This is a genomic window from Alteromonas sp. 38 (assembly GCF_902506055.1).
GTDB classification, from domain to species: Bacteria; Pseudomonadota; Gammaproteobacteria; order Enterobacterales; family Alteromonadaceae; genus Alteromonas; species Alteromonas lipotrueae.
This window is the reverse complement of sequence record NZ_LR733300.1, coordinates 2,776,310-2,802,643: the sequence shown is the minus strand read 5'-3', so window position 1 is coordinate 2,802,643 and position 26,334 is coordinate 2,776,310. Positions and strand designations below refer to the sequence as shown.

General features: G+C 43.8%; 26 protein-coding genes. 6 read left to right on the top strand and 20 right to left on the bottom strand.

Annotated features, from left to right (window positions below; all coding sequences use genetic code 11):
* Nucleotides 1-35: 35 nt before the first annotated feature.
* The 9 genes from FLAVO9R_RS12195 to kduD all read right to left on the bottom strand — a co-directional run bounded on the left by FLAVO9R_RS12195 (nucleotide 36) and on the right by kduD (nucleotide 10,107).
* Complete coding sequence (locus FLAVO9R_RS12195; protein WP_159531659.1) at nucleotides 36-1,511, bottom strand: mannitol dehydrogenase family protein; 1,476 nt, start codon at nucleotides 1,509-1,511, stop codon at nucleotides 36-38.
* A gap of 2 nt (nucleotides 1,512-1,513) precedes the next feature.
* A complete protein-coding gene (gene uxaC / locus FLAVO9R_RS12190; RefSeq protein ID WP_159531657.1) occupies nucleotides 1,514-2,929 on the bottom strand; it encodes a glucuronate isomerase in 1,416 nt (471 codons plus the stop codon).
* 12 nt (nucleotides 2,930-2,941) lie between these two features.
* Nucleotides 2,942-4,426, bottom strand: a complete 1,485-nt coding sequence (locus FLAVO9R_RS12185; protein WP_159531655.1) for a UxaA family hydrolase — start codon at nucleotides 4,424-4,426, stop codon at nucleotides 2,942-2,944.
* 152 nt (nucleotides 4,427-4,578) lie between these two features.
* Nucleotides 4,579-5,595 (bottom strand): LacI family DNA-binding transcriptional regulator, encoded by a 1,017-nt coding sequence (locus FLAVO9R_RS12180; protein ID WP_159531653.1) that lies wholly within the window; start codon nucleotides 5,593-5,595, stop codon nucleotides 4,579-4,581.
* A gap of 106 nt (nucleotides 5,596-5,701) precedes the next feature.
* Entirely contained in the window at nucleotides 5,702-6,997 is a 1,296-nt protein-coding gene (locus FLAVO9R_RS12175; protein ID WP_159531651.1) for a TRAP transporter large permease, read from the bottom strand.
* The gene (locus FLAVO9R_RS12170) at nucleotides 6,988-7,479 is read right to left on the bottom strand and encodes a TRAP transporter small permease (protein ID WP_159531649.1); all 492 of its coding nucleotides are present in this window, start codon (nucleotides 7,477-7,479) and stop codon (nucleotides 6,988-6,990) included. Before FLAVO9R_RS12170 ends, FLAVO9R_RS12175 begins: the two co-directional genes overlap by 10 nt.
* Nucleotides 7,480-7,483: 4 nt before the next feature.
* Complete coding sequence (locus FLAVO9R_RS12165) at nucleotides 7,484-8,467, bottom strand: TRAP transporter substrate-binding protein (protein ID WP_159531647.1); 984 nt, start codon at nucleotides 8,465-8,467, stop codon at nucleotides 7,484-7,486.
* A 20-nt stretch (nucleotides 8,468-8,487) separates the two neighbouring features.
* Nucleotides 8,488-9,333: a 5-dehydro-4-deoxy-D-glucuronate isomerase gene (kduI, locus tag FLAVO9R_RS12160; RefSeq protein ID WP_159531645.1), complete on the bottom strand. Its 846-nt coding sequence runs from the start codon at nucleotides 9,331-9,333 to the stop codon at nucleotides 8,488-8,490.
* A 15-nt stretch (nucleotides 9,334-9,348) separates the two neighbouring features.
* Complete coding sequence (kduD, locus tag FLAVO9R_RS12155) at nucleotides 9,349-10,107, bottom strand: 2-dehydro-3-deoxy-D-gluconate 5-dehydrogenase KduD (protein WP_159531643.1); 759 nt, start codon at nucleotides 10,105-10,107, stop codon at nucleotides 9,349-9,351.
* 155 nt (nucleotides 10,108-10,262) lie between these two features.
* On the opposite strand from kduD, the gene FLAVO9R_RS12150 reads away from it, so the two are divergent.
* Nucleotides 10,263-11,456 carry a DUF4861 family protein gene (locus FLAVO9R_RS12150; RefSeq protein ID WP_159531641.1) on the top strand — a complete coding sequence of 398 codons (1,194 nt, stop codon included), beginning with the start codon at nucleotides 10,263-10,265 and terminating at the stop codon, nucleotides 11,454-11,456.
* Between the two features lie 118 nt (nucleotides 11,457-11,574).
* Here the strand turns inward: FLAVO9R_RS12150 and FLAVO9R_RS12145 are convergent, their stop codons facing one another.
* From FLAVO9R_RS12145 to FLAVO9R_RS12115, 7 genes are all read right to left on the bottom strand, one after another.
* On the bottom strand, nucleotides 11,575-12,162 hold the full coding sequence (locus FLAVO9R_RS12145) for a DUF1989 domain-containing protein (RefSeq protein WP_159531639.1): 588 nt from the start codon (nucleotides 12,160-12,162) through the stop codon (nucleotides 11,575-11,577).
* 43 nt (nucleotides 12,163-12,205) lie between these two features.
* Nucleotides 12,206-12,871, bottom strand: a complete 666-nt coding sequence (gene gntA / locus FLAVO9R_RS12140; protein ID WP_159531637.1) for a guanitoxin biosynthesis heme-dependent pre-guanitoxin N-hydroxylase GntA — start codon at nucleotides 12,869-12,871, stop codon at nucleotides 12,206-12,208.
* A gap of 31 nt (nucleotides 12,872-12,902) precedes the next feature.
* Nucleotides 12,903-13,805, bottom strand: a complete 903-nt coding sequence (locus FLAVO9R_RS12135; protein WP_159531635.1) for a glycosyltransferase family 2 protein — start codon at nucleotides 13,803-13,805, stop codon at nucleotides 12,903-12,905.
* Nucleotides 13,806-14,076: 271 nt separating this feature from the next.
* A complete protein-coding gene (locus FLAVO9R_RS12130; RefSeq protein WP_159531633.1) occupies nucleotides 14,077-14,454 on the bottom strand; it encodes a hypothetical protein in 378 nt (125 codons plus the stop codon).
* Complete coding sequence (locus FLAVO9R_RS12125; RefSeq protein ID WP_159531631.1) at nucleotides 14,454-15,458, bottom strand: YHYH protein; 1,005 nt, start codon at nucleotides 15,456-15,458, stop codon at nucleotides 14,454-14,456. The genes FLAVO9R_RS12130 and FLAVO9R_RS12125 overlap by 1 nt, the downstream gene beginning before the upstream one ends.
* A 122-nt stretch (nucleotides 15,459-15,580) precedes the next feature.
* Entirely contained in the window at nucleotides 15,581-16,270 is a 690-nt protein-coding gene (locus tag FLAVO9R_RS12120; RefSeq protein WP_013783629.1) for a response regulator, read from the bottom strand.
* Nucleotides 16,270-17,679: an ATP-binding protein gene (locus FLAVO9R_RS12115; protein ID WP_159531629.1), complete on the bottom strand. Its 1,410-nt coding sequence runs from the start codon at nucleotides 17,677-17,679 to the stop codon at nucleotides 16,270-16,272. The genes FLAVO9R_RS12120 and FLAVO9R_RS12115 overlap by 1 nt, the downstream gene beginning before the upstream one ends.
* A 140-nt stretch (nucleotides 17,680-17,819) precedes the next feature.
* On the opposite strand from FLAVO9R_RS12115, the gene FLAVO9R_RS12110 reads away from it, so the two are divergent.
* The 3 genes from FLAVO9R_RS12110 to FLAVO9R_RS12100 all read left to right on the top strand — a co-directional run bounded on the left by FLAVO9R_RS12110 (nucleotide 17,820) and on the right by FLAVO9R_RS12100 (nucleotide 19,527).
* The gene (locus tag FLAVO9R_RS12110) at nucleotides 17,820-18,056 is read left to right on the top strand and encodes a hypothetical protein (protein ID WP_159531627.1); all 237 of its coding nucleotides are present in this window, start codon (nucleotides 17,820-17,822) and stop codon (nucleotides 18,054-18,056) included.
* A gap of 213 nt (nucleotides 18,057-18,269) precedes the next feature.
* Nucleotides 18,270-18,860: a hypothetical protein gene (locus FLAVO9R_RS12105; protein ID WP_159531625.1), complete on the top strand. Its 591-nt coding sequence runs from the start codon at nucleotides 18,270-18,272 to the stop codon at nucleotides 18,858-18,860.
* Nucleotides 18,861-18,945: 85 nt separating this feature from the next.
* Complete coding sequence (locus FLAVO9R_RS12100; protein ID WP_159531623.1) at nucleotides 18,946-19,527, top strand: hypothetical protein; 582 nt, start codon at nucleotides 18,946-18,948, stop codon at nucleotides 19,525-19,527.
* A gap of 64 nt (nucleotides 19,528-19,591) precedes the next feature.
* On the opposite strand, the gene FLAVO9R_RS12095 is transcribed toward FLAVO9R_RS12100, so the two are convergent.
* Nucleotides 19,592-20,578 carry an endonuclease/exonuclease/phosphatase family protein gene (locus FLAVO9R_RS12095; protein WP_159531621.1) on the bottom strand — a complete coding sequence of 329 codons (987 nt, stop codon included), beginning with the start codon at nucleotides 20,576-20,578 and terminating at the stop codon, nucleotides 19,592-19,594.
* 293 nt (nucleotides 20,579-20,871) lie between these two features.
* Here FLAVO9R_RS12095 and FLAVO9R_RS12090 point away from each other — a divergent pair, with 293 nt between their 5' ends.
* Together FLAVO9R_RS12090 and FLAVO9R_RS12085 are read left to right on the top strand one after the other, a co-directional pair.
* Nucleotides 20,872-21,483, top strand: coding sequence for a BON domain-containing protein (locus FLAVO9R_RS12090; protein WP_159531619.1), 612 nt, complete (start codon nucleotides 20,872-20,874; stop codon nucleotides 21,481-21,483).
* Between the two features lie 372 nt (nucleotides 21,484-21,855).
* A complete protein-coding gene (locus tag FLAVO9R_RS12085) occupies nucleotides 21,856-22,218 on the top strand; it encodes a hypothetical protein (protein WP_232370639.1) in 363 nt (120 codons plus the stop codon).
* A gap of 214 nt (nucleotides 22,219-22,432) precedes the next feature.
* On the opposite strand, the gene FLAVO9R_RS12080 is transcribed toward FLAVO9R_RS12085, so the two are convergent.
* The 3 genes from FLAVO9R_RS12080 to pyk form a co-directional block, all read right to left on the bottom strand.
* Nucleotides 22,433-23,545 carry a DUF2891 domain-containing protein gene (locus FLAVO9R_RS12080; RefSeq protein WP_159531617.1) on the bottom strand — a complete coding sequence of 371 codons (1,113 nt, stop codon included), beginning with the start codon at nucleotides 23,543-23,545 and terminating at the stop codon, nucleotides 22,433-22,435.
* A 113-nt stretch (nucleotides 23,546-23,658) separates the two neighbouring features.
* The gene (locus FLAVO9R_RS12075; protein ID WP_159531615.1) at nucleotides 23,659-24,543 is read right to left on the bottom strand and encodes a 5'-methylthioadenosine/S-adenosylhomocysteine nucleosidase; all 885 of its coding nucleotides are present in this window, start codon (nucleotides 24,541-24,543) and stop codon (nucleotides 23,659-23,661) included.
* Between the two features lie 185 nt (nucleotides 24,544-24,728).
* Entirely contained in the window at nucleotides 24,729-26,165 is a 1,437-nt protein-coding gene (gene pyk / locus FLAVO9R_RS12070) for a pyruvate kinase (protein WP_159531613.1), read from the bottom strand.
* Nucleotides 26,166-26,334 lie beyond the last annotated feature (169 nt).

Sequence of the window (26,334 nt, the reverse complement as noted above, 5' to 3'; positions counted from 1 at the left end):
ATAAAGCTCACAAATGCTATCAGTAGAATGTTTCATTACAGGTCTCCCAAAATCGGGTTTAACGTTTCATCAACACCTAGTGAAGAGCACTCACTTAGTGTTTTTACATGCGCTAATACATGGCTGCGAAATACCGAATTTGTACTGAGTTCAGCAAAAATTGCGGCTTCATTGAGTAAAGTATTAGTCACTGCAACGGGATCGAAGGCATGTTGAGAGGCCATGTCGATTAGTGCGGGCGCTTTTGGGTCGGTAATGGCGTCACCCGATTTAGCCTTGCGAGTAACAAACAAACACCATGCTGCAATAGGAACGCACAGCAAGTTAATATCTCGGTTGGCATGTAGATTGTCACGAATGGTGTCTAAAACCCGAAAAGGCAGCTTTTGTGAGCCATCCCACGCAATCTGGGAAAGCATGTGACGAATATGCTTGTTGTGATAGCGAGCGACGATGTCATCAGCATATTGATTTAGGGTTTCAATGTTATCGGTTTCAATCGACGGTATTATTTCTCTCTCTAAGAGCGCGCTAATTAGCGCCTGTATTGCAGGGGTGGAAATGGCGTCATAGACAGTTTCCTTGCCAAATAGCAGGCCTACATAAGCCAGTGTAGAATGGGTACCATTGAGTATCCGCAATTTTGCTTTTTCAAAGAACAAAACGTCTTTGGTAAAGGTAACACCTACTTCCCCCCAAGGTGGCCGAGGCCCTGAAAAATTGTCTTCGATAACCCATTGAGTGAACATTTCACGCTGTATAGGCCAATCATCTTGAATCCCTAGATTGGCACTGACGTTAGCTTTTACTTCATCATCAGTCGCTGGGGTAATGCTATCTACCATAGTACAAGGGAAAGCGATGCTGTCTTGAATCCACTGAGCCAACGCTGGTGAAAGGTGATAGGCAAAATCAATGACCGCTTTTGCTAGTTTCTTGCCATTATCGGTTACGTTATCACAGCTTATGATGGTAACGTCGGCATTGCCCGAATATTTCCGCGCTGTTAACGCTTGAGCAATAAGGCCTACAGCACTAATAGGCAAGTCTGGGTTGGCAAGATCGTGTTGGATATCAGGGTTCTCAACATCGAGACAGCCGGTGTTATTTAAGCAATACCCTTTTTCGGTCACGGTTAAAGAGATTATCTTAGTGGCTGGCGAACATAAGGCCGCGGTAATGACATCTCTATCTTCACTTAGCGTTGAGAGGGTCTTTATTGCACCTATCACTCGTAAAGATGGCGTATCATCGACAACAGCGAGGGAATAAAGGTTATCTTGGGGGGCCAGCGCTTTTTTTAGCGTATCGCTTCGCATCGATACACCGTGAATGCGCCAATTTCCACCATAGGCCAATGCTAAATCAGTATAGTAGGCTTGATGTGCACGGTGAAAGGCGCCGGGGCCAATATGTACAATACCGCATTGTGAATTAAGCAAATCGTACTCTGGAACGGCAACATTACTGTTGAGCTGGTCGAGTGTTTTAATACTAAGTTGCTTTTCCATGCTTATCCTAACTTATACGCTTGTTTCGCGAAATCGTATGTGACCTTTTTAGCGATACTAGCGGCTTCCGTTTCGCTGATGCGGTGCTGAACAACTAACTCTGCTAAGAACCGACAATCTATACGGCGGGCAACGTCATGGCGGGCAGGAATAGACAAGAATGCACGAGTATCATCGTTGAAACCTACGGTGTTAAAAAAACCAGCTGTTTCAGTAACTTGGTGACGAAAACGTAACATACCTTCTGGGCTGTCGTGAAACCACCAAGCAGGCCCTAGTTTTAAACACGGATAATGGCCGGCCAGCGGCGCTAACTCACGGCTATAAGTGGTTTCGTCTAAGGTAAATAAAATAATATTTAAGCTAGGCTCATTTCCATACTTTGAGAGCAAAGGGCGAAGCGCGCGAACGAAATCCGTTTGCATGGGAATATCGTGACCTTTGTCACGACCAAACTGGTTAAACAGTGTAGCATTGTGATTTCTAAACGATCCTGGATGAATTTGCATAACCATGCCATCTTCAACGCTCATGCCTGCTAATTCCGTTAGCATTTGAGCTCTAAATAGCTCTTGTTCCTGGCTATTACTTTGTCCGGTGCGAACCTTATCGAACAGAGCAATACACTCGTTAGTGCTTAAATCTGCGGTATTAGCAGTTGGGTGACCATGATCGGTGGCTGTGGCGCCGTGGTCTCTAAATACAGCGCGTCGGGCTCGAATAGCGTTTAAGTAACCGTGCCAAGTTTGCGTGTCTTCGTTGGTCATCACTCCTAATTTTTCGATATTGGCGACGATGTCTTCCCGTGAAGCATCAACCACATCATCGGGTCTAAATGTGGTAATAACCCGCTTATCCCACCCCGTACCTTTTAGTGCTCCGTGATGAGGAAGCTGATCAAGCGCCCCTTCGGTGGTTGCGATGAGTTCTATGTTGAACCTGTCCATTAAGGCGCGTGGTTTGAAACTGACGTCTTGAAGTTTGGTGGTAATATGCTCGTAATATTCGCTGGCGTTATTGCTGCACAACATGTCGGTAAGCCCAAACACGTCATGAAAAACGGTATCTAGCCACATTCTTGATGGGGTAGCAGCAAACAAATAATAATTGTCTGCAAGGATTTGCCAAATTTTTCGCGGGTCAGACTCAGTTGCGCCGCCATCCCACCGAGGAACGCCTAATGATTCTAGTGAGATTCCCTGACTATACAACATCCTGAAAACATAATGGTCAGGGGTGATGAATAGCTCAGTGGCGTTAGTAAAATTTTTATTTTGTGCAAACCACCGCGGATCTGTGTGCCCATGGGGGCTGATAATTGGCAAATCTCGTATTTCTTGGTAAAGCGCACGGGCTACTTTTTTAGTGGCTGAGTCAGATGGGAATAGTCTGTCTTCATGTAATAAAATTGATTCCATAACAATCTCTTCTTAAAGCGTGACGCCACGTTTCCAAATAGCAATTTCATGGCTGCCATTTTTCTCGTTGCAGGTTAATTGACCCGATGCTACTGCAAGACATTGTTGGAGCAGCGCGTTGGCACACTTATCGATAGACATGCCTTCCAACACCTGACCGGCGTTAAAATCTATCCAATGTGGCTTCTTATTAGCGATATCTGAATTTGAGGATATCTTTATTGTGGGTACAGGGAAGCCGAGGGGAGTACCTCGACCTGTGGTGAATAAAACTATATGTGCGCCAGATGCGGCCAATGCAGTTGCACTGACTGCATCATTGCCTGGCGCTTGTAGTAAATTTAAACCGTTAACTGTTCTCGGTTGACCGTAATTGAGCACGGACTGTACCGTTGATTGTCCACCTTTTTGCACCGCGCCTAACGATTTCTCTTCTAACGTGGTTAGGCCCCCAGCTTTATTACCTGGCGATGGGTTTTCGTAAATAGGTTGATTGTGTGCAATAAAATACTGTTTAAATTCGTTAATTAAGGTTTCTATATCATCAAAAACAGCCTTGTTTTTGGCGCGGTTCATCAGGAGTTGTTCGGCGCCAAACATTTCTGGTGTCTCAGTAAGAATAACCGAGCCCCCTAATTGACAGGTTAAATCAGTGACTCGGCCCACCGTCGGGTTTGCAGTAATACCGCTAAATGCATCGCTACCGCCACACTTCATGCCTAGCACTAACTCATTTGCACCAATAGGCTCTCGTCTATCCTCGTTAAGGGTTTTCAATAGGGAATAAACAGCATCTACGCCAGCTTCAATCTCGTCTTCCACTTCCTGTGCATTGTAGAAACGTAGCCTCGAGTCGGGCTTATCAATTTCAGGTAACATTGATTTAAGCTGATTGTTTTCACACCCCAGTCCAATAACCAGAACCGCTCCGGCATTGGGATGCGAGGCGAGCGAGGCGAGTATCGTTCTTGTATCATCTAAATCGTCGCCTAACTGAGAACAGCCGAAAGGGTGGGTGAATGCTCTAAAGCCATCACATTCACCAAAGTAACGACGCTCACATTCTTGCGCAATGCGTTCGGCAGTTCGATTGACACAGCCCACCGTATTAATGATCCAAACTTCGTTGCGGATACCTACTTTACCGTTCTCTCTGCGATACCCCATAAAAGTGGGGATATGGGCAGGTTTCGCTAATGCTGCTCGTGTCGGTGTGTATTCGTATACTTCACTGCCATCAAGTTTTGTCTTTAGATTGTGGCTATGAACGTGCCCTCCCAATTTAATACTTTGCGTGGCAGCGCCAATTTGAAATCCATACTTAACAACTGGGGTATTCACCGCAATATTGTGAAGTGCCACTTTGTGGCCAGCAGGGATGTGCTCGGTGATGAAAAGTTGATGACTTTCAATGAAGGTACGTGCGGCTATATCCTGTGTTGCCACGGCAACATTATCACTGGCATGAACTTTCACTAATAAGGTTTGTAAACTCATCGCGTACCCTCAGATTTTGCGTTACTAGCACCAAAAACTTGGGCTAACGGACGGACTTAACAGATTGGTTGATTTTAACACTTTGTAATATACGTGCCACCGGTGGCATAGTAAAGCAAAACCAACTATTTATTAATTTAAGCGGCTAAAAATCACACTCTTTTTATAGAGTCACGAATAATAAGGTGGGGTTTTACTAAGTAGGTCTCAGTTTCGCTCACTTCAGTGCCTTCAATTTGAGCGATTATCTTTCGAGCTGCAAGCGCGGCCATATCGCCTACAGGCCTTTGTACTGTAGTTAATGCAGGAATTACTCGTGCTGCCAGCAAGTTGTCATCAAAGCCAGCAACCGACAATTCATCAGGAACAGTAATGCCCATTTCATGTGCGACCTTGAGTACACCAGCGGCCATTTCATCGTTGTTAGCGAAAATAGCTTTCACACGGGGAGATTGAATGAGTAGGGTTCTGGCGCACTCAATACCACTTTCGTAACTGTTTTTACCTTCGATAATGCGGTCGATGGGAACTTCAACGTGCAGGTCATTCAATGTTTCTAAAAAGCCTTCAAGTCGCTCTTTAGATGAGTAATAGCGCTGTGGACCGCTAATAATACCGATGTCTCTATGTCCTAAAGACACCATGTAGCGGGCTAAGTCTCGAAGGGCTGCCCGATCATCAGAGACAACAATGTTACTGTGATCATCTAAGTCCACCGAGGCCATCCGAACGTAATTTATCTGCTTTTCTCTGAGTGTTTCAGCTAACTCTTTAGCTTCAGATACCGGTGGCAGTATAATGACACCATCTATTCGAGAGCGACTAACGAATTGAATACAGTTACTGATAAAGTCGTCAGTGTTGTAGTTGCAAGGATGAACGACCAGCTCATACCCTTTTTCTGAACAAACGCTTAGTACCCCGCGCTGAACTTGATCGATATACAGTGCATCGGGGTTATCGTAAATAAGCCCAATAAGGAATGATCTACTAGCCGCAAGCCCTCGGGCTTGCTTGTCAGGTGAAAAGCCAGTTTCTTTTATTACTGCATCAATTCTCTCGCGCGTTGCTTTGCCCACATTAGATGCGCCGTTAATGACCCGAGATACCGTTCTTTTCGATACGCCAGCAAGGCGGGCTACATCATTAATAGTGGGGCGTTTGTTCATTATCGGTATGTTTCCGCAGTTTGAGTATTGAATTTACTGAACATTATTGAATGAATAGTACCATAAAATAAAGTCATTCCATTTGACACCAGTTCGTTGTCATATTTTAAAAGCCAAGTGCCCTAGGTAAGGCTTCACTAAACCAAGGAACGTAGGTGACTAACATCAATACAACGAACATGGCAAAGTAGAGGGGCAGTAACGGCTTGATAATATTTTCTAATTTTGTTTTCGCAATCGCACAGGTGATAAAAAGCACAGCGCCTACTGGCGGAGAACACAGCCCAATAGACAAGTTCAACACCAGCATTATACCGAACTGTAGCTCAGACATACCCAGTTGAACGGCAACGGGTAAAAATATGGGGGTAAAAATAAGCACGGCTGGGGTCATATCCAAAAAGGCACCCACGACAATAAGCAATAAGTTGATTAATAGTAAAATTAGAATGGGGTTGTCGCTAATTGCCAGCAATGCATTGCTCAAGGTTTGCGGAATATTTTCATACGACAGTAACCAACTCATTGCGGTAGATGCCGCAATCAATAACATAACAATCGCTGTGGTTTCTGCGGATTTCAATAAAATACTAGGCAGTGCTTTTACCTCGACTTCGCGATAAAAAACGACCGCAAGTAACAGGGCATAGACCACAGCAATCGCACCTGCCTCTGTGGCAGTAAAGATACCGCCCACAATTCCACCTATGACTAAAACAATGAGAAACAAAGAGGGCAGGGCAGCTCCCACTTTTTGTAATACAATTGATAAAGGTAGTCGGGCAGACAATGGATAACCTCTGGCTTTGGCGTAGCCAAAACACACCATCATTAATGCTAGGCCCACCATAATTCCCGGTACATAGCCTGCCATGAATAAAGCGGCAATCGACACACCACCACTGGCAATAGCATAAACAATAAGGATATTGCTAGGAGGGATCAGCATCCCTGTAGTTGAAGCGGCTGCGGTTACCGCAGCACTGAAGTTTGGTTCGTAACCTGCTTTTTTCATTTCAGGCAGCATAAAGCTGCCAATAGCAGATGTGGCTGCAACCGCAGAGCCTGATATAGCGCCAAATAGCATACAAGACACCACGTTAACCAATGCCAACCCGCCTGGTAAGGCGCCAATAAGGGCCATAGCGCATTCGATTAGCCGCTTCGCAATGCCACCTCGTCCCATAATTAGGCCTGATAATACGAAGAAAGGGATAGCCAAAAGAGCAAAGCTATTTAACCCTCCAGCCATTCGCTGTGCAATAGTAATGGTTGCTGGCGCCAAATCCATACTCATCAGCATCGCGATGAGCGTAGCTAGGCCTATACTAATAGAGATGGGGACATTCAATAGTAAGAGTACAAAGAAGGCTACCAAAAGTACTATGCCTGTTAATTCCATTCGTTAAGCTCCTTTTCAGGTGAATGCCATAGCGCAAAAATATTCACTATGCTGTAAATAACAATGAGTCCGCCTGAAAGGGGCAGTACCAGATAAATCAACCCCATCTTTATGCCTAACGCAGCAGAAATTTGATCTAGTTCTAGTGTTAACATCACTAATTCAGTTCCACCGTAGCCCATTACCAACGTACAAAATGTGATAACGCATACTTCAACTAGGGTTAACAGAACGCGCTTTACTAGGGGGGATTGACGCTCTACGAGTAAATTAAACCCAAGGTGAGCATGCTGGCGGTAGGCATAAGCTGCACCTAGTATGCCTATCCATATGAGAAAGAAACGTGAGAGTTCCTCTGTCACTGACGCCGGATCTTGTAAAATATATCGCGATATCACCTGCCAAATTACGGTGAGTAATATACTTGTCATCGCAACAATTAAGGTTCCAGCCAGTAACTTATCTAGCGTTTTAATAATCATTAACTTACATCGCTTTTATTTGCGTAATGAGCTTACCAATGTGGGTGCCGGTGAAACTATCGTGAAAGGGTTCGACTGCGTCTACGAATGGCTTCTTATCTGGGCGAATAACGGTTACACCTTCTGCTTCAACTTGTGCGAGTGACTCAGTGGTTGAGGTTGTCCAAAGCTGGCGCTGAAACTGAACTGAGTCTTGCATCGCTTTGGTTAACCATTCTTGTTGTTGTGTGCTTAAGCCTTCCCAAACGTGGAGTGAACACAGCATAACGTCGGGAACGCTGGTATGTTCATCCAAGCTGTAGTATCTGGCGATTTCGTAATGCCTAGAGAGGTGATAACTAGGCGGGTTATTCTCTGCACCATCTACTACGCCTTGTTGAAGTGCAGTATAAAGCTCTCCCCAAGAAACGGGTGTTGCTGCGCCGCCCAGAGCTCTTACTGTCGCCACAGCGGTAGGGCTATTGAGTACTCTAATTTTCATCCCTTTTAAATCGCTAGGTGTTCGAATAGGACGATCGTTGGTATAAAAACTTCGGCTTCCTGCATCGTAATATCCCAACCCTTTTAAACGAAAATCTTCAACGCCACTTAATAGATCACTACCAAGTTCACTGTTTAGCACTCGCCAAAAATGGTCATTGTTTTTGAAAATATACGGAATGCTGAAGATTTTCATGTCAGGTGAAAAGCCTTCAAGGGGGCTCGCCGAAACCTTGGTCATCGACAAAGAACCAATTTGTAATAGCTCTATCATTTCCCTTTCAGTACCTAATTGGCTGCCGGGGTAAATGATGACTGTCATCTTACCGTCTGAATAGTATTCAAGGCGTTCACCCAAAAACTCCATGGCTTTATGCACCGAGTGCTGAGTGTCTAGGGTATGACCTAAACGCAGTACGGTGATTTCGCCGCTATTTTCGTGCTGAGAGCATGAAAATAGCGCAAATACGCTCATCACTAAGATCATAAACTTGCTAAAACACTGCATAATACTATCCATGCCATTTATTAACGTAAGGCTGAGGGAGGAAACTTATCCATGTCATCGTAGTCGAGATTTTCACCCGCCATACCCCATATGAACGCATAGCTTCCTGTACCTACGCCGCAGTGAATTGACCAGGGTGGCGATATAATGGCTTCTTCATTTGCAACGAACAAATGGCGTGTTTCATGGGGTTCACCCATAAAATGACATACACGATTTTCTTCGTTCATATCAAAATAGAAATATACTTCATTCCTTCTATCATGCTGATGTGCCGGCATTGTGTTCCAAACACTGCCATTGTGAAGGCGTGTAAGGCCCATTTGTAATTGACACGTGTCTACAACGGTATTAATCAGTAATTGCTTTATATCTCGCTCATTAGAAGTTTCTTGGCTGCCCAAATGCAGCACGTTGGCATCGTCCTTACCTACTTTTTTACAGGGGTAGGCATGATGGGCAGGCGCTGAATTCATGTAATATTTAGCGGGGTTATTTGCATCGTCAGACGCAAAAGAAATCTGCTCATTTCCTTTACCAATATACAATGCTTCTTCGGGAGCAAGATGGTACTCAGCACCATTGACTGTGACCGTGCCTGCACCGCCAATGTTGATAATGCCAACTTCACGGCGGGCAGTGAAATAAGGCATTTTTAACTGGTCTTCAATAGTATCAAGGGTAAGTGCATCGGTGGTTGGTACTGCGCTCCCCAGCATGAATCGTTCATAATGGGTATAAATCCAAACCACTTCTCCCTTCGACATGAGTGAAGAGGCTAAAAAAGCATCTCGTAATTCTTCGGTGTTATAAGCGTTTGCTTCTTTTTTTCCTATAGCATAGCGAACATCAATTTCTGGATTCATCATCTTTTCCTTCATTTATCTTGCGAGAAAACCGCCATCCACTGCGAGGGTGTGGCCGCTTACGTAATTGCTTGCTGAGCTAGCTAGAAAAACAGCAGCCCCAGCTAAATCGTCAACTTCGCCCCATCTCCCTGCGGGAATTCGTGAGAGAATTTCTGCGCTGCGTTTAGCGTCGTCTTGGAGGGCTTGGGTGTTATCGGTTTTGATATAACCTGGTGCAATAGCGTTAACTTGAATATTTGAAGTACCCCATTCATTGGCAAGCGCTTTGGTTAAACCCGCGATAGCGTGTTTACTAGCGGTGTAGGCCGGAACTGTTACACCACCACTAAAGCTCAGCATAGAAGCAATATTGATGATTTTGCCACCGCCATGAGAAATCATATGCTTTCCAATGACTTGGCTCAGTAAAAATGAAGCGTCAAGGTTCACTTTCATCACTTTCTGCCAAGCGTCTAAAGGAAACTCTGTCGCTGGAGCTCGAAATATGGTTCCGCCGTTATTGACCAATATATCGACTCGTTTACCATGTTCGATGGCTGACGTCGCTAAATTGGTTACTGCGTCGAGGTCGCTTAAATCAGCACTGATTGCCTGTGCACTACCACCTATTGCATCTATTTCGTGAAGGGTGTTTTCACATCCACCTTCTTTCGAACTTGAGCATATAACGTGGGCGCCAGCGCCAGCTAGCGATAAGGCCAGTGCCCGACCAATTCCTCGACTCGCTCCGGTAACGAGGGCAGTCTTCCCTTCTAAACTAAAGTTCACCATATTCATTACCTCTCATTCTCAGAAAATCTGATTTTATACTCTAACCAAATTGACACATTAAGTTAACAATTTATAAAATAATTGCCACCGGTGGCATTTGTCAATATATTGTTTAAGAAATATTGTATTGTTAACCAGCCATAGGAGATGGAATTATGAGATTTATTATGGGCTTAGCATTAATTTTACCAATAATATTAACGGCGTGTTCTAAAGACAAAAACAGTAATATACCGAGTGTGATGGTTAAAAACCCAGCAGAAGGAGGGGGCGTCACTCAAGAGGTTTCAATACCATTGGAAGAAAAGTACCGTGGTTGGTTATTAAAAGAGGTGGCATCGGAATGGCGTGAGAACGCCAATGGTGAGGCTACATTGTACGCGTACATCGAGATGAACCCCGGTGAGGAAAAAGCATTCTCTTTGGTTCAAACCAAAGAGGCGGTAACCGATTCCGCCCACGCTGAGCTATCAGTGCGCTCAGGGGGGCAATGGGAAGGCGCGGTGTATACTGCAGATGGTTTTGCATTTCAGCCTGTAGAATCCTTTACTGCACCTTCACAGCTAACCGATCACTCATATTTTTTAAAGTATGAAGGGCCCGGTTGGGAGAACGACCAGATAGGCTATCGGCTTTACCTAGACTGGCGAAATGCTATCGACGTTTTTGCAAAAACGAAGGATGAAGTGGTATTGCCGCATGTAGGTAATGACGGTTATGACGCTTACCATAAACTTGCAGATTGGGGCGGCGATGCGTTGAAAGTAGGGAAGTCATTAGGGCTGGGTGCATTAGGAAGAAAAGTTGAACAGGGGGTTATGCACTTTCAACATGTAGATGATACCCATTGGGTATTAACTGAGAACACCCATTTAACGGCGGCTTTCGATGTTAGCTACAGTAATTGGCGTACACGTGAAGACTCAGAGGACGGGGTTGATGTGGTAACCCGTTATAAGATTAATACTGGGGATGCATCAACCCGTATAACGGTTAATACGTCATCTCCCACATCAAATATAGTTACAGGATTAGTAGCACATGACGGTATGACGAAGATCGCATTTGAAGAGGGCGAATGGGGCGTTATTGCTACATGGGGCGAGCAGAGTGTGTTAAGTGACAATGACTTGCTTGGCCTCGCTGTGTTTTATCAACTACATGAGGTTAGTGGTGTAGCTAAAGGTGAGTTCGATCATTTGATCACTTTTAAACCCACTACCACGTTCGAGTATGAAATAATGGCGTACTGGCCGGCAAGAGAAGGGGATGAAAACCCCAAGGCTAGTTTTGAAACTTTACTGCGTCAAAAGGTTCGCGCCTTAAATCATGGTCTACAGGTGATGTAATTCGAAATTGCTGGTGATTTTACAATCGCCAGCAATTTGTACGTTATGCGGTGGCCATTTTAGTATAGTCTTCCTAAACTGTGGCATGACCCACATGAAATGACATTTTTATTCTTACCTATAAAGCGGGTAAAATTTCAAATTGAATAGGTTTATAGCGAAAGTTATTCGATTCGCCCGCAGAGCATGCAGTAAGACCTACAATCATGTCCATTTTTGCTTCAAAAATAGTGTAATCACCGGCTTTACTCGTAGGCGGTAGCACGGCAAATTTCCCCTCGGGGCTCACATCCACGTTCATAAAGGTATTGAATGTAGTGCCAATATGATGTGCAGGAATGTCGAACTCAGCGAATGCGGCCACTAAGTTCCCATGGCATCCAGGTACCGGTGTTTCACTGGGATAAAAGTGTTTGAAGGTATCCACACTGCAAGGGGTTAAAAGAAAATCGTGTTCTTCCACCGTATCTTCAATAATGTCAAACATCACCTGACTTTCATTGGAATAAAGCTTACATCCTGATTTAAAGTGGGTGCTTTCATTATAGTCTAGCGAACGGCCTGACGACATGAACTCATTTTTATCGTGGGCATTAAAAGCATATAAATCGGCAACTTGTTCGCCTTCAGGATCAATAACCTTAAGTCGTTCCCCTTTATTTATGGTGAATGCCGTGCCGCTTCTTGGTTGAATGGTTTGTCGCATTGCTGCCCCTTTATTTTCTTTATTTGAATCAATGTAGATTAGATTAGTTTTGACTCGCGTGGAAAGGACATTGCCAACGTTTAGGTTGCTGCTTTCCACTGTACTGATATGCTTCTGATTGCTCACCATGATTTTGCAATAAGGTATTTTTTGAGCCACAGAAGGCTTCGTCTTGCTGACGAATGTGGTCCCTTAAATCTTCAAATTTTCCTTGCTCGCGAAGTAGCTCGAATTGCTCATGCAGATTAAACACTAGCGCGGGGCGCTCAAAGCGTCTGCTTTTTCGCTTCGCACCTGGGTGGAGGCCAATGATAAAAAACGCTTTACCGCCCAGACTAAAACTAAAATTAGGGCTATGCGGATTTTCGTCTACTTGGTTATCCCAGTCGTGCATGCAGGTATCGATGTCATGAAGTTGCTGAAGCTTGCGCCACATCAATTTATCAAAAGCAACCTCGCTTAAAATCTCTGGTTGTTCAAACGTGAGTACCAAAGAAGAATACATGTCTTTTTCTAGCTCAAAGCGATGAATGAAGTCGTAGATGTCCGTCAAGATGTCGGTGTCACTCATGTCGCATCGAAAATTATCGTACTGCTTTACAGTAATCTTACCCTTGTTTAGAGCGGTTTTGGCTCCTACACAGGGATAATCAGCTTGATTGATGAAAGCTGATACTTTTTGCGCTAGGTCAGGTTTTAATATAGACATAGTCACTCCTTGAACAGTCTTACCACGATTTTTAAGCAGTTTGCTTTATCAGCGGGATATCATGCGCTTGCGATGAAACTTCTTTTTCAGGTGACGGCTTTTCGCGCTTCGGCAATTGCAGTACATGAATACCGGCAGTTTCAAAATCTTTATTGATATAACCGGCTTCTGCGTAAGCATTTAGCACATCGATACATGGGTTAACTCCCCACTTGGCGTGGTAACGCTCAGCGTTTCTGACAAAATCTAGAAGGTGGTTAATCGGGCAACGGTAATTGGGTCGCTCTGGCGCAAAAGTCTGCATTTCGATTTGATTTAAAGAAAAGCCCAATGAACGGCAATTGGTAAAAAAGTCTTCGTCATTTAGTCCGAAGCCGTCGTAACCTTCATCGAAACCGCCGGTTTTCTTAAAATCTGTCTTGCTAATAAAAAACACTGTAGAACAAATGCTATCGTCACTAAACTTTCCATGATCATCTTCCTGTTGTCTTGACGGAATTTCGTTATTGTCTTCGTCTGGTAATGCTTGGCTTTTAATGTGGCATAATGTGTCGTGGGGAAAGGTCCATTGCGACTCTGGAACGAATGTTACTTTGGTATATACCACTGAGCCTGGGCACCATGCATTCATTCCCTTCGCAATGAAGTTTTTATCCACCACGGCATCGACATTTATGTAAGCTAAAAGATTACTTTTAGCTTCTTGTAAGCCACGATTGCGTGCTCTAGCAATGGGTAACGCCCCGTTAGCCACAAACTTATGTACGATATTAAACTTCTCACTTTTCGCTAATGAAAGCGTTGAAGGAGAACACATCCAAACAATGACAAGTTCATCGGGTAGTGGGTTACACGACTCAAGCTGTTCAATGAGTCTGCAGAGTTTTTCTGTACGACTTTTTACTATCGTGACAACACTGACGGGTGAATGCATGTGAACCTCCTAATTTCCTTTTGGTGATTATTTGATAACTTAACTTCAGTGGCTGTTACCAAACGCCGCACTAACTGTCTTAGCTGTTATGCTTATTTTGTATGTAAGCTAGCAATTATTAGACCTTAGTCTAATATATTGAATAGTTTAGAGATTATTTCTTTTCATGGAAGTGGCCAATGCTCACGCCTGCAAAGAATTCACTCAGTGTGAATCTATTTCATAGTGACAAAAAGGGGCCTGGCGGCACATTTGGGAAAGGGGGAGTTATTCACTTAGAAAGGGTGGTGGCTGAATTTATCACATTGGCTTTAGAAGTTTGAGTGGGTTCTATACTTACCCTAGACGTTCTAAATTCTACCTCTTCATTTGGTATTGCTTGCAAATACTCAATGGGCTTATTTCGAACACATACCGATTTTGTGTTAAAAACTTGGCAAGTGCCTGTGTAACGCTGCGCATTGGCCACAAGATAGCTGCATTTATCGCCTTTTGTTTTTGCTATACAGGCTTGGGACGCCTCGTTGTGAATATGACCGCTATGAGCCAAAACTGTCGTCGAGCATGCCATTGCTAGTAAGGTTACCGATGAGAATAAAGGTACTGTACCGGCTAGTGACTTGCCTAATTTTACACGTATAGACGTCATTAATTTACCTCTATACTGCCTTGGGCACCTTGATAGCAGCCTATAAACATATTTTCGGCGGCACTCGCTGCATGGTAATGGTAGCCTCTTGTATCGTCCTCATGGCATCTACATTCATCAAGATCATAGTCTTCTTCGCCATTGGCGTTCAACATGCCGTAGATGCCGTAGCCATCAAGGGCATATCCCATGAGATTGGCATGATCATCAAGACTGGTTACCACTTCGCTACAGCCTAATGAAGCATGATAATGATATCCCTCGGCGGGGTTCACATGGCCACCACAGTCGTCAAAGGCGGCAATGGTATTTGCAGCTAATATTTGAGAGACGGGGGCAGGGCCTGCTATCACTACACCGTTTAATGAAACGCCCAAGTCAGCTCCTAAAGATTCGGGGTTTGTTAAAGGTACTGGCGTGACTGGAATTAAAATGGATTGTTGCATACCACCGTCATAGTAGCTAATTGAGCACTCTACACAGTGATTTTGATATTCTTCGGCTACGTTGGGACGGGCTGCAGCTTCACAGGCTACCTGAGTATCTGTAACGAAAATTTCGCCAGTATCTTCATCGTATAATTCCCAGTCATCGCCATAAAGTGTCTTTACATCAACAAAGAATTGTCCCTCTAGGTTGTACACTTCGCCATTTCCATCGAACCATATTCCGCCTTGGGTTGCATCGTCAGTAATAGTAGACGGGCAGAACGGCCCTATGTCTGCATTTGCTGGTGCGCCGTTGATAACAACCTTGTAGCAATCGGTAGAGGTTCCATCGGTAAGTGTACAAGACGTAGTCGTAATAGTTTCGGCCAAACCCGCAGCTAGAAAGTAGTCAGGGTTTGCGCCAACAATACTATTGCTTGAGTCGCTATCGCTATCTGAGTCAGTAGACGTATCACTATCCTGTGTCGTGGAAGTGTTGTCGGAGTTATCGCTATCAGAGCATGCTGATGCGCCCAGCAGCACGAGCATGAGCAGTGCGTAGAATGACGTCTTCATATATAGCCTCAGAATTGTGTTTTATGTTCGAATGCTTATCGAAATACCAAATCAAAGGCTATCGCTAAAATGTGCAGTTTCTGTGCAGGTTTAAAGAGGCTTTAGTGAAGATGTATCAGAGGCTACTGTACTTTGTAGCCTATGCCGTATACCGCATGAATAGGGCTGGTGTGTTCAGCCGTCGCTAACTTGTGACGAAGGTTTTTCATATGGCTGTCGATGGTGCGGTTACTCACCACTCTGCCGTCGTCGTAGCCTAGCTCCATTAGCTGGTCTCGAGAGTAGACCACGCCAGGTTTTGTCATCATGGTTTTCAATAATCGAAATTCTACCGGTGTAAGCTCAATAATGTTGCCATCCACGGCACATTCAAATCGAGACATATCCAACTCGATATGGCGAAAAGTGAGCTTTTCTGATGACGACTCGGTTTGGTTTTGTTGCGTGGCTCGCCGCAATACCGCTTGTATCCGTGCTACGACTTCACGGGCTGAAAAAGGTTTGCAAACATAGTCGTCAGCACCTGCTTCTAAACCAATAAGTCGGTCTATTTCATCGACACGGGCGGTCAACATGATAATGGGCACCATAGAAAAACTACGCAACGATTTGCAAATGGTGAGTCCGTCCACTCCGGGTAACATTCTATCTAAAATAATGGCTGCCGGTACTTCCTTTTTTACCGTATCAACCACATGTGTGCCTTCATTCAATACGGTAGATGTGAATCCTTCCAAAGCAAGAAATTCAACTAAAATTTGCGCAATTTTATCTTCATCTTCAACAATGAGTACGTGTTTGTGCGGTGTCATTAGTTATTATCCGTAGTGAAATGTTTGGGCAGTTCTGCCGTAATTTTAACGCCGCCGAGTGACGAAACTGACGCGCTAATTTTGCCACCATGGGCCTCAATAATTTGTTTACTAATTGATAGACCAAGGCCAGCACCTTGTGTTCGACGTCTACGTGAGGCATCTTCTCTAAACAAAGGTTCAAATAATGCCGCCGCATTTTCTTTCGCGATGCTTGGCGCTGAATCTTGGACAATAATAACGATAAAGGAAGGTTGTTCTGAAACCACTACCTCCACGGTACCTGGTGCATCGGTATACTCACATGCGTTAACTAACAAGTTGAGCATAAGCTGTTTCAAGCGCTGGTGGTCGGCATTAATGGTGATGTTGGGTGGGCAGAAACAAGTGAAGGTAAGCCCTTTTGTATCAAAAATATGCGCCAGGCTTTCGCTTTGTTGCACGATTACTTGGCTCAAATCCACTGACGAGAAATGATAAGAAAGCCCGCCAATATCAGACAGTGATAATTGGTATAAATCTTCAACCAATAAAGACAAGCGTGTGACCTCTTGGTCAAACGAGGCCAGTTGTTTCTGATCAAGTGGTCGAATTCCTGCTTTTATCAATTCAATTTCGCCCGATAAAATGGTGAGAGGCGTACGGAGTTCGTGAGAGATATCAGCTAGCCATTGGCTTTTAGTATTTTTGTGCGCTTCAAGGGTATTTCCCAATGTATTTATGTGCCGCATCAGCTCGCCAAATTCATCAGGACGGTTTTCTGGCAAGTTGGTTTTATACTGATGGGCGGTTAGGCCTTTAACGCTTTGTAATATTGCCTTAAAAGGGCTTAGCATGCGCGGCGTAACGCCTAATGCCAGTATAAGCGAGGCAATAAGCGACAGTAGGCCTATAAGGATAATGGCTTGCAGCTGTTGTTCAGAAAAAGCGCGAGCCACATCAGAATCAGGTGTCTTAGGCGGGTAACTGGTAAGCTGACCGATGAGCTCGCCGTTCAATTCAAGTTTTACGTTCACTTCATTTCGTTCGTTTTCGTCTGCATACGAACTTTGCCCTGATATAATGTTTCCATAAGCATCAATAAGTAGTGTGGGCGGACCGACAGATACATCTTCAATTTGATGTCTAGGGGGAGGGAAGCCACCAGGTCGAGGTCGCATTCCAGGGCGTCGATGGGGCATGCCAGTAGGCGCTACACTCTCTATTTGAATGTTATCCCAACTGTTATTATTGCTGCTGTATTCTGCAATAAGTACGCGACTCAAACTCCTCAGACGCTCTCGCTCCTGATTTTGAATAAATTCATTAAAGCCTTGCTCGAAGCTCCAACGTGCGAGTGCTAGCGAAAGCGACAAAGATACACAGGTAAAGCCAACAAGAATAACAAGCAGTTTATGGGATAGTTTCATTATGTTGAGTATATCTATGCTAATGCCTTGCTAGCAATTGTTTCTGCTTTAATTCCGTTACTTCTACATGCTTCTTACACAGAATCTGCACATTTGACGCGTATGCTGAATGTGAGTTAATTAATCTTCTTAGGAAATTCATGAAATTGTTAAAGCTTGTATTCGTTGCCACGCTTATCACAGGAAGTTTAAGTGCATTCGCCCAACAGGGGCGTCCAAATGGTCCACCACCCGAAGCTATTGAAGCATGTGAAGATAAATCTGAGGGAGATAAAATCTCTTTTGAAACCCGTCGTGGTGAGAGTGTGGAAGGTACCTGCGAATTAATTGAGGATCAATTAGTAGCGGTTCCTGAAAACCATCGCGAACAGCGTTAATTCCTCACTCTATTATTTTTATACCCGTCTAAAAATGTAAGCTGGCAGTGTGAATATACACCGCCAGTTTTTGCTTTATTATTACAGAACGCTCTAACAAAAAAATACCAAATATGTCATACTCCTCAATTATTAAGCTTAGTATTTACAGTGCGCTTTTTTATCCGTTTTTTCACCGCGCATTAGCTTAAAGCATCTTAATGGAGGCCGTGTATGCAATACAGTGACGAGCGCCTTAACGAGCTAGTAAACGCCAGAAATTCAGAGGTTCCCGATGTATTTAGCATCCAATGTGATGGCATTGAACTTTATGTTCACGTTAGCCCTTACGTATGGATCCGCCCTTGGGAAGGACGTAACCACACCGCTTTTTCTGTGGGGTTAGCGCCTGGGTGTCCAAATGCATGTCGGCTGTTTGGTAAAATTGATGTGCCTTATTTGCATATTTCGCTAGAGACCCTTAAGCAGGCTGCGGTCAAGCGCGTGACTGAAGCAGGAATATCGTTTTTAACGAAACGAGGAGCGGGGGTGAAAAGCTTTGCCATTTACCCAAGAGGCGGTTTGACATCAGTAGATGAAAGCCGTGCTTACCAAGATGCTTATGTAAATGGCTACCGCTATGTAGTGCATGTTTATCAGCTACGGAGTGGGGGACTTGGAAAGCGCTTTGCGGAATGGTTCTTTTTTGGGGAGCCAGAGCCGGCTGTAATCTTAGCAAAATTACGTCGTCAGCAAGATAACCTTGCAGACTCAATGCACTTTGAAATATGTCAATTGTCGACGGAACTTCCTAAGTCAGCGTAAATCGTAATTAGTATAATAAACTATGGTTCACTTGTGAGCGTAATTAGATATTTATAAAGTGAGTAAAAATCAAGTGGAGAGAGTTGTGAACTCTGAATCGGTAGTTGAACTTCGCAACTATGACAAAAGCCAGTTAAAACAGGTTAGTGTTATTTCTGGTATTTCGCCCAATGCCATGCGAAGGGTATTTGGTGGATGGATATTGTTTGCTGCGTTAGTAGGAATAATTGTGTCTGTTGCGCCGGATTTAGACAGTCAGTTTATTGGTTTAACCTTGTTTGTTTTAGTTGCCTTCACTGTGGTTATGTTCTGGCAAAGCCGAATCTCTGAAGGGTGGCCGGCCATTATTTGTGATGATGAATATATTGGTGTGGTTAGAGATCCCGTGCTGCGTGAATATGTGTGCGTCAAAAAAAGCATTATCACCGATGCGCAACCGTCGCTGATCAAACCCAATAAAAAAGCGGTTGAAATGAGTTTAGATACCAGCGCACTTAGCGAAACTGACACCGCTATTTTGAAACAAGCGGTGTGGCCGCGGGAAGATAAGCTTATTGGGCTCGCTCACTTTAAACGTCGTGAAGAGGCGTGTGAAAGCGTAATGTGGTGTGTCAATCATAATACGAAAGCGGTGAGGTCAGCTCCCGCACATCATGTGCCCACCTAGTCGTGTATTTGCCTAGTGCTTTTCAATATTAAGCCGCTTTATAGCGGCTTTTTACTTTCTGTGATCAGGCTTTTGGCTTCAATTTCAATCGCGTTAGTAGCGGGTAGTGATCTGAGCCAATATCAGGCAGCTTTCTAATATCTTCCAGCATAAAGTGACTTGAATGAAACACGTGATCCAGTGGCCATTTAATCAGCGGGTAATGGGCGTGAAACGTATTGAAAAATGCGCGACCAATTCTTGGGTCCAGCATACCGCTTATTTTTTTGAATTTTCGGGTAGTAGGCGACCATGCCACATCGTTCAAGTCTCCAGCAACAATAATAGGCCCGTGCTTTTTAGCTATTTCATCGCCTACCATAGTGAGTTCTACGTCTCTGGGCTTAGCCGATTTGTTTTCTGTGGGGCTAGGTGGCTTCGGATGTAAAAAGTAAAGTATCACATCTTGTCCCTTCATATCGATGGTGACAAGCATGGAGGGCACATCATCTTCAACTAAGTAGTTCAGCTTGGCGGTTTTCAGTGGGTATTTACTGTAAAGGTGCATGCCATATAAGTTTTCCAACGGGCAATGCTGCTGGTGAGGGTGAGTTTCGTTTAACGCAGACAAAGCGATTTCCCAGCGTTTATTAGATTCAAGGGTAACGACAAAGTCTGGATTGGTGTCACGTACATGCTTCAGTAGCTTGTCGTAATCTTCATTAGGCATAAAGACATTGCTCGACAAAATACTGATACTCTCACCGGCATCTTGAGAAGATGCTTTAACCACTTCCTTTTTGTAAAAGAGCGTATAAGGCAAGATCCAAATAGCCTGGTAAATAGCGCAGGCTATTAATCCGATATAAAGCACGGCGGTAATAAGTGTGTTAAATCCAGAAAGCTCAGATGGATACATAACGCCTCGAGCAATTATTACCATCACCATCAAGCCTAGCAATTGAAGCCGTGGAAATTCCCATACCCTCACGAGCCAATGTTTCGATGGTAGTGATGGCGCTAAAGTGACAGCAATAAGAAATATCGCCATGGTGTTCAGTAAAATATTCATTGTCGTTCCTGACTAATTTGTTTTTCGCGTTATTGACTTGCCCACAAACCCTTAAAACAAGACAAGCATAGCTATTGCTCGATTAATAATATGTATATTGGTTAATGAATATTCAATTTTCGTTCCGGTTAGGCAAGATGTAGGTAAAAAATGCTCATAGACCGAAAAGTTTGCAGGAATGTTGATAAGTGTTTTTCGAACAAAATTCATATAAATCTATATTAATCAGTTGCTTGCTATGTTGGCTCGGGTTTCGCATTACCTACTACGAGTTTCAACAAAGGAGAACTGTTATGAAACGTACATTACTTTCTATACTTGTAGCGACCTCGATGACAACTGCAGCATTTGCTGGTGACATGGAGACAGATAACAAATGGGAAAAAGGCGCTAAGGATGCGTGGATAGACGGCAAAGCCGAAGCAACGTTACTATTCAACGGCAACCTTGATTCATTCGATATCAATACAGATGTAAACAACGGAAACGTTGTTCTAACAGGTAAAGTAGATCATTCAGTTGATAAGAAATTAGCGGAAGAGCTAGTATCAAATATCGACGGTGTTATGTCAGTAGATAACCAGCTTTCTGTTATTGAAGAGAAAGACATGGACGAAATGGCAAGCAACATGTCAGATGACGCTGAGTCAGAATACGATGAGCAAACAGGTACACTTACTGATGCCAAAATTGCTACCGTAATTAAAACCCGTCTGCTGATGGATAGCGACATCTCTGGTTTTGATATCGATGTAGATGTTGAAGCTGGCAACGTTACGCTAACAGGTAACGTAGATTCAGATGCCGAGCGTCAGCTAGCTGTCGAAATAGCGAAAAACGCGTCAGATGTGAAAAATGTTGAAGATAATTTGCAGGTCATTACTGAAACAGCAATGAAAAACTAAGCCGTTATCGGTAAAGTGAAAGGGGCCAATTGGCCCCTTTTTTACGTCTAGTAAATGCTATATTTTTACAATAACACTCTGTATTGAGTGAAGAAGTGAATTTAACGTCTTTTTTGAATATCCCGTTTTTTCGCGGCAATATGTAGTATTTTCCCATCTACTTTACAACTTTTGTCTTACAACCTTTGTCGGGTTTTCTTCCTATCCGTTGCTGCGTATACTCCTCGCCGTAATTAGGTGGCAGTAAGAAATTTGGAACACAATGTGCAATACAACTTGTAATTGATTTTTTTAAATTACAACGTGCAGTAGTCATTTAGAACCATCGCGTTCTTACATGGATAATCGCAAGTTAGATGTAAAAGGAAGTGAATGATGAAAGTATTAAATTGGTTAGTTTCAGGTGTCTTAATTTCTCTGCTGGTTGTGCTTGCAGGTGTGTTAACGAATAACATGGCTTATGTAGGTAAAGCTAACGCTGATGATTCAAACAAATCCCATCACGCCTCTATTGTAAAAATAGAGCGCATACTTGCTCAAACCGAGTTCGATGTATCTCAAAAGCGTGATTTATTACGTAAAACTCGTATCGAGTTTTATCTTGCAGAGGCGAAGCAGGCAGACCTACGAAATTGGACATTTAAGCGTGATGACTTAATTGGCCGCGCAAAGAATATTTTAGTTCACCATCAAACACAGTATGCTGTCGCGACTAGTGAGTTTGCGAGCATCTAAGCTCGCCAACTCTGTGCCGTTCATTTTTCTATTTTTTAACGGTTCAAGGTTTGTGCCCTTAATTTTATCCTTATTCTAAATCCTATCCTCACTACTATTATTTAATAGGCAAAAGTTACCCATAAGGTCGGAGTCTTGAGGCCTTCATTAAGCGCTAACGGTGTTCACCCCCACGCTAATGGCTTCATCCAATGCTGTTGGCATACATTAGTTTTCAAAGTCCACGTTGGGTTTCTAAGTAGGTGGCAAAGCTACCAAGCCAGTGACTTCCCATATAATGCATATCGTTTATCACCGCATCTACTCCTGCAACTTTATGTGCTTGTGCCGCACTATTTATTGCTGCTACACGCTTATCACCCGAAGGTAGCGCAGAAGCGATACCTTCAAGCATCCATGCACGACTTAAATTTAAGCCATCGAGGTGCGCAAGTTTACCGTCACTTTTATCCACTACAGTGGCTACGTTTATCCATGAAGCTTCGCCATCAATGGGAATGCTGGGTAAAAAAGCAGATAGCCACTTGGCGTAATTTTCAGTTGAATACACTCGGCGCATCAAGTCAGCTTCTGCAATACACGGAGATAAGAAATCTTGTCCTGAAGGTTCATAAGTCAAAGGGCAATTCACATCATTTGCGTATAATCGCGTGATGGTTTTGGTGAGCAAATTTTCAAATGCAACGTCGCCAGCAGTGCGGCTCCAATCTAACATAAGGCCGAATGCAAACGCAGTTTGGCTATGTTCGCCCACACGAATAGGAAACGAAAGTTTAGGGAGCCAATCTGTTACATTGGCCACGATTTTTTGCTCAAGTGGCAGTAGGGTGGTTAACCATTGTTTAGCTTCGGGCGAATTCCACTCACGTAGTTCACTAGTTAGTTGTAAAAACCATGCAAGCCCATAAGGACGCTCAAAACTTGTGCCTGTACCCTCACGGCTAAAGTAGGCGACTTCCCCAGTAATGTTTTCTTTGGTAAAACTGATATCGAGGTGTTTTACAATGTCTTGGTAGTGTGGCGTTTCTGGATATTGGCTGGCGATTCGGGTTAATAACCAATGGCCATGTACAGAAGAGTGCCAATCAAAGCAGCCGTAAAACGCAGGGTACAGCTGTTTAGGCGGCTTAACATGTTCTGTCCCTGTCATCATGTGTTTAATAATGTTTGGGTACTCTTTATGAACGCAGGCTAAAGCGAGTTGCGCAAAACGGTTTACAACCGTTAAGTCACTTGATGAGACGTTGGTGTTTACAGTCTTTGCTATCAGCGATGGTGTAACGAGGGTGAGCACGAGTATAAGCTTACGAAGCATAGTTAATTTCATAAAATAAATGCCAATCTGTCTTAAGGGGGGAGTGCCACGTTATTCGTCGTAAAAGTAAAATAACGTGGCGGCAAATAATGGGGTTAATCTTTCAAATGCGCTCGCTAAGGTTTTTATAAAGGCTTTTGCAACGACGCGATATATGCTTCAACAACGGTTTTGACGAACACTTGGCAAGCCTCTGCCGTGTTAGGGTTATACTCGCCATGATTGGTAATGTTGTTCGACAGAATACGAATACCAAGAAAAGGTACGCCATAAGCATGAGCAATTTGCGCTGCCGACGCAGATTCCATTTCTTCTACGCTGGTACCTAGATTTTTGTGAAGCCATGCAATGCGGTCAATTTCGTTATTCCAAAAATTACCGCTGCCGATGGTGCCTTTCACAACGTTTCCACTTTTGTGTTCCTTGCTTAAGGACATCGCGAGCTCAAGTAAGATTTCATCACCTGCATAAAAACGAATCTTTTCAGCATCTGATGCACTGTCACCTTCGCCTGCACTGCCTTCTGAAGCCATTAAATCCATTGGGATCCACGTAAGAGGGCGCGAACCTTCGCCCGCTTCTAGCTTAGGGGTCTTGAAATTACTCGCGTTTACGCTTTTTTCGCCCAATACGATATCACCGACTTTAAGCTTAGGATCGTGTCCGCCCGATGTGCCCTGGTTAATAATGATTCTGGGCTGATAACGACTTATGCCTATGGCCGTTGCCGCAGCAGTGTTCTCTAAACCTTTTCCTGTTTTAGCCACTACGATAGGGTGACCGTTTAGCGTCCCTAAATAGAATGTGGCGTTACCTGAATGTTCAACTCGTACGTCGGTTAATAATGATGCGAAATATTCTGCTTCAATAGGCATTGGGCCTTGAATCATGATTGGCGCTAATGGGGTTTCAGAAGAGGTTACGGTTACGCTCTTCATGGAAGATTCAGCCATGCTGTTAAAGCAAAGTAGCGCAAAAAACGCGGAAAAAAGTGGAGCGGTTATTTTCATTGTTATTCCGTTTAAAGTAAGAAGAGTAAGTAAACTGCGAGTAAAAGCGCCTTTCATTTCTACCAGTTCGTTATGTGAATTACAATGTGAATAGACAGTAAGTGAGGGGGAATGCAGAGTGTAGGATGCGCATAAAAAAGGCAGCCCCTGGCTGCCTTTTAAAAAGTGCTAAGTAGGAATAACGCTTATTCTACTTCAACAATCTTAAGCGTATTGGTGGCACCAATTTTTTCCATTTCATCACCATAAGTTAAAATGATGTTGTCGCCGCTTTGCACTAAACCTTTGGCTTTTAGTGCTGCAACTACGTCATATTTCAACTGACCAGGCTCGCTTTTCGATGAATCGAAATAAACCGGCTTAACACCTCGGAACAATGCCATAGTATTTAATGTGCCTTCATGACGAGACATCGCGATAATAGGCAAAGAAGTAGTAATACGCGACATTAACTTAGGCGTATTGCCGCTTTCGGTTAATCCTACAATAGCTTTTACGCTAGGTAAGTGGTTTGCTGCGTATACTGCTGATAAAGCAATTGATTCGCTGGTAGATGAGAAAAGCTCATCCATACGATGCTTAGAAATTTTAACGCTAGGGTGCGTCTCAGCACCTTCACAAACCCGCGCCATTGCTTGTACAGTTTCAATTGGAAAGCTACCCGCCGCTGTTTCAGCTGAAAGCATAACCGCGTCAGTACCATCTAGTACTGCGTTAGCAACGTCCATAACCTCTGCACGCGTAGGCATAGGGCTATCAATCATCGATTCCATCATTTGCGTTGCAGTAATAACGATTTTATTAAGTTGGCGTGAACGGGCAATAAGCTTCTTCTGAACGCCCACTAGCTCGGCATCACCAATCTCTACACCTAAATCACCACGCGCAACCATTACAGCATCTGACGCACTGATAATGTCAGTAATGGCTTCATCAGTGGCTACGGTTTCTGCACGCTCAACTTTGGCGCAGATTTTCGCAAAACAACCCGCTTCTTCGGCCAGCTTTCTTGCGTAATTAAGATCTTCACCACTGCGAGGGAATGAAACCGCAAGGTAATCAACACCAATCTCAGCAGCAGTAATAATATCTTTCTTATCTTTTTCTGTAAGGGCTTCAGCAGACAAACCACCGCCTTGACGGTTGATGCCTTTATTGTTTGATAATTTACCGCCAACAGTCACTTCTGTTAACACTTTGCGGCCTTCTACGCCGGTTACTTTAAGTTGAATACGACCATCATCGAGTAACAAAATGTCGCCAGCACTTACATCATCAGGTAGTGCTTTATAGTCGATACCAACTTGCTTAGCATCACCGGCATCGCGATCTAATTCAGCATCAAGAGTGAAACTATCGCCAATAGACAACTGAACCGCGCCTTCAGCAAAACGTGCAACACGAATTTTTGGCCCTTGCAAATCGCCTAAAATGGCAACGTACTTACCTAAGTTTTTAGCTGCTTCTCTTACGCGCTTCGCACGCTCGATATGATCTTCTGCTTGTCCGTGTGAAAAGTTCATGCGAACCGTGTTTGCACCGGCGGCAATCAGTTCTTGAATTTTTTCGAGTGAATCAGTGGCAGGGCCAAGCGTAGCAAGAATTTTCGTTCTTCTGGTCATTAGGAGTCCGTCGCAATTTTTAAGTGATGAAGCACAAATAGATATATGGCTAGCCTATGCATATTGTACAAAGGTTGACCTGTAATCGCTTTACGTAATTTTATTACAGAATAGTAGATGAATCTGACATAAATGTGAATGAAAGATGAAGAAATGAGAACTGAGCCGA

Excerpts from the sequence above, each read along its gene's own strand:
- FLAVO9R_RS12195 (WP_159531659.1), bottom strand. The coding sequence starts at position 1,511 with ATGGAAAAGCAACTTAGTATTAAAACACTCGACCAGCTCAACAGTAAT.
- uxaC (WP_159531657.1), bottom strand. The coding sequence starts at position 2,929 with ATGGAATCAATTTTATTACATGAAGACAGACTATTCCCATCTGACTCA.
- FLAVO9R_RS12185 (WP_159531655.1), bottom strand. The coding sequence starts at position 4,426 with ATGAGTTTACAAACCTTATTAGTGAAAGTTCATGCCAGTGATAATGTT.
- FLAVO9R_RS12180 (WP_159531653.1), bottom strand. The coding sequence starts at position 5,595 with ATGAACAAACGCCCCACTATTAATGATGTAGCCCGCCTTGCTGGCGTA.
- FLAVO9R_RS12175 (WP_159531651.1), bottom strand. The coding sequence starts at position 6,997 with ATGGAATTAACAGGCATAGTACTTTTGGTAGCCTTCTTTGTACTCTTA.
- FLAVO9R_RS12170 (WP_159531649.1), bottom strand. The coding sequence starts at position 7,479 with ATGATTATTAAAACGCTAGATAAGTTACTGGCTGGAACCTTAATTGTT.
- FLAVO9R_RS12165 (WP_159531647.1), bottom strand. The coding sequence starts at position 8,467 with ATGCAGTGTTTTAGCAAGTTTATGATCTTAGTGATGAGCGTATTTGCG.
- kduI (WP_159531645.1), bottom strand. The coding sequence starts at position 9,333 with ATGAATCCAGAAATTGATGTTCGCTATGCTATAGGAAAAAAAGAAGCA.
- kduD (WP_159531643.1), bottom strand. The coding sequence starts at position 10,107 with ATGGTGAACTTTAGTTTAGAAGGGAAGACTGCCCTCGTTACCGGAGCG.
- FLAVO9R_RS12150 (WP_159531641.1), top strand. The coding sequence starts at position 10,263 with ATGAGATTTATTATGGGCTTAGCATTAATTTTACCAATAATATTAACG.
- FLAVO9R_RS12145 (WP_159531639.1), bottom strand. The coding sequence starts at position 12,162 with ATGCGACAAACCATTCAACCAAGAAGCGGCACGGCATTCACCATAAAT.
- gntA (WP_159531637.1), bottom strand. The coding sequence starts at position 12,871 with ATGTCTATATTAAAACCTGACCTAGCGCAAAAAGTATCAGCTTTCATC.
- FLAVO9R_RS12135 (WP_159531635.1), bottom strand. The coding sequence starts at position 13,805 with ATGCATTCACCCGTCAGTGTTGTCACGATAGTAAAAAGTCGTACAGAA.
- FLAVO9R_RS12130 (WP_159531633.1), bottom strand. The coding sequence starts at position 14,454 with ATGACGTCTATACGTGTAAAATTAGGCAAGTCACTAGCCGGTACAGTA.
- FLAVO9R_RS12125 (WP_159531631.1), bottom strand. The coding sequence starts at position 15,458 with ATGAAGACGTCATTCTACGCACTGCTCATGCTCGTGCTGCTGGGCGCA.
- FLAVO9R_RS12120 (WP_013783629.1), bottom strand. The coding sequence starts at position 16,270 with ATGACACCGCACAAACACGTACTCATTGTTGAAGATGAAGATAAAATT.
- FLAVO9R_RS12115 (WP_159531629.1), bottom strand. The coding sequence starts at position 17,679 with ATGAAACTATCCCATAAACTGCTTGTTATTCTTGTTGGCTTTACCTGT.
- FLAVO9R_RS12110 (WP_159531627.1), top strand. The coding sequence starts at position 17,820 with ATGAAATTGTTAAAGCTTGTATTCGTTGCCACGCTTATCACAGGAAGT.
- FLAVO9R_RS12105 (WP_159531625.1), top strand. The coding sequence starts at position 18,270 with ATGCAATACAGTGACGAGCGCCTTAACGAGCTAGTAAACGCCAGAAAT.
- FLAVO9R_RS12095 (WP_159531621.1), bottom strand. The coding sequence starts at position 20,578 with ATGAATATTTTACTGAACACCATGGCGATATTTCTTATTGCTGTCACT.
- FLAVO9R_RS12090 (WP_159531619.1), top strand. The coding sequence starts at position 20,872 with ATGAAACGTACATTACTTTCTATACTTGTAGCGACCTCGATGACAACT.
- FLAVO9R_RS12085 (WP_232370639.1), top strand. The coding sequence starts at position 21,856 with ATGATGAAAGTATTAAATTGGTTAGTTTCAGGTGTCTTAATTTCTCTG.
- FLAVO9R_RS12080 (WP_159531617.1), bottom strand. The coding sequence starts at position 23,545 with ATGAAATTAACTATGCTTCGTAAGCTTATACTCGTGCTCACCCTCGTT.
- FLAVO9R_RS12075 (WP_159531615.1), bottom strand. The coding sequence starts at position 24,543 with ATGAAAATAACCGCTCCACTTTTTTCCGCGTTTTTTGCGCTACTTTGC.
- pyk (WP_159531613.1), bottom strand. The coding sequence starts at position 26,165 with ATGACCAGAAGAACGAAAATTCTTGCTACGCTTGGCCCTGCCACTGAT.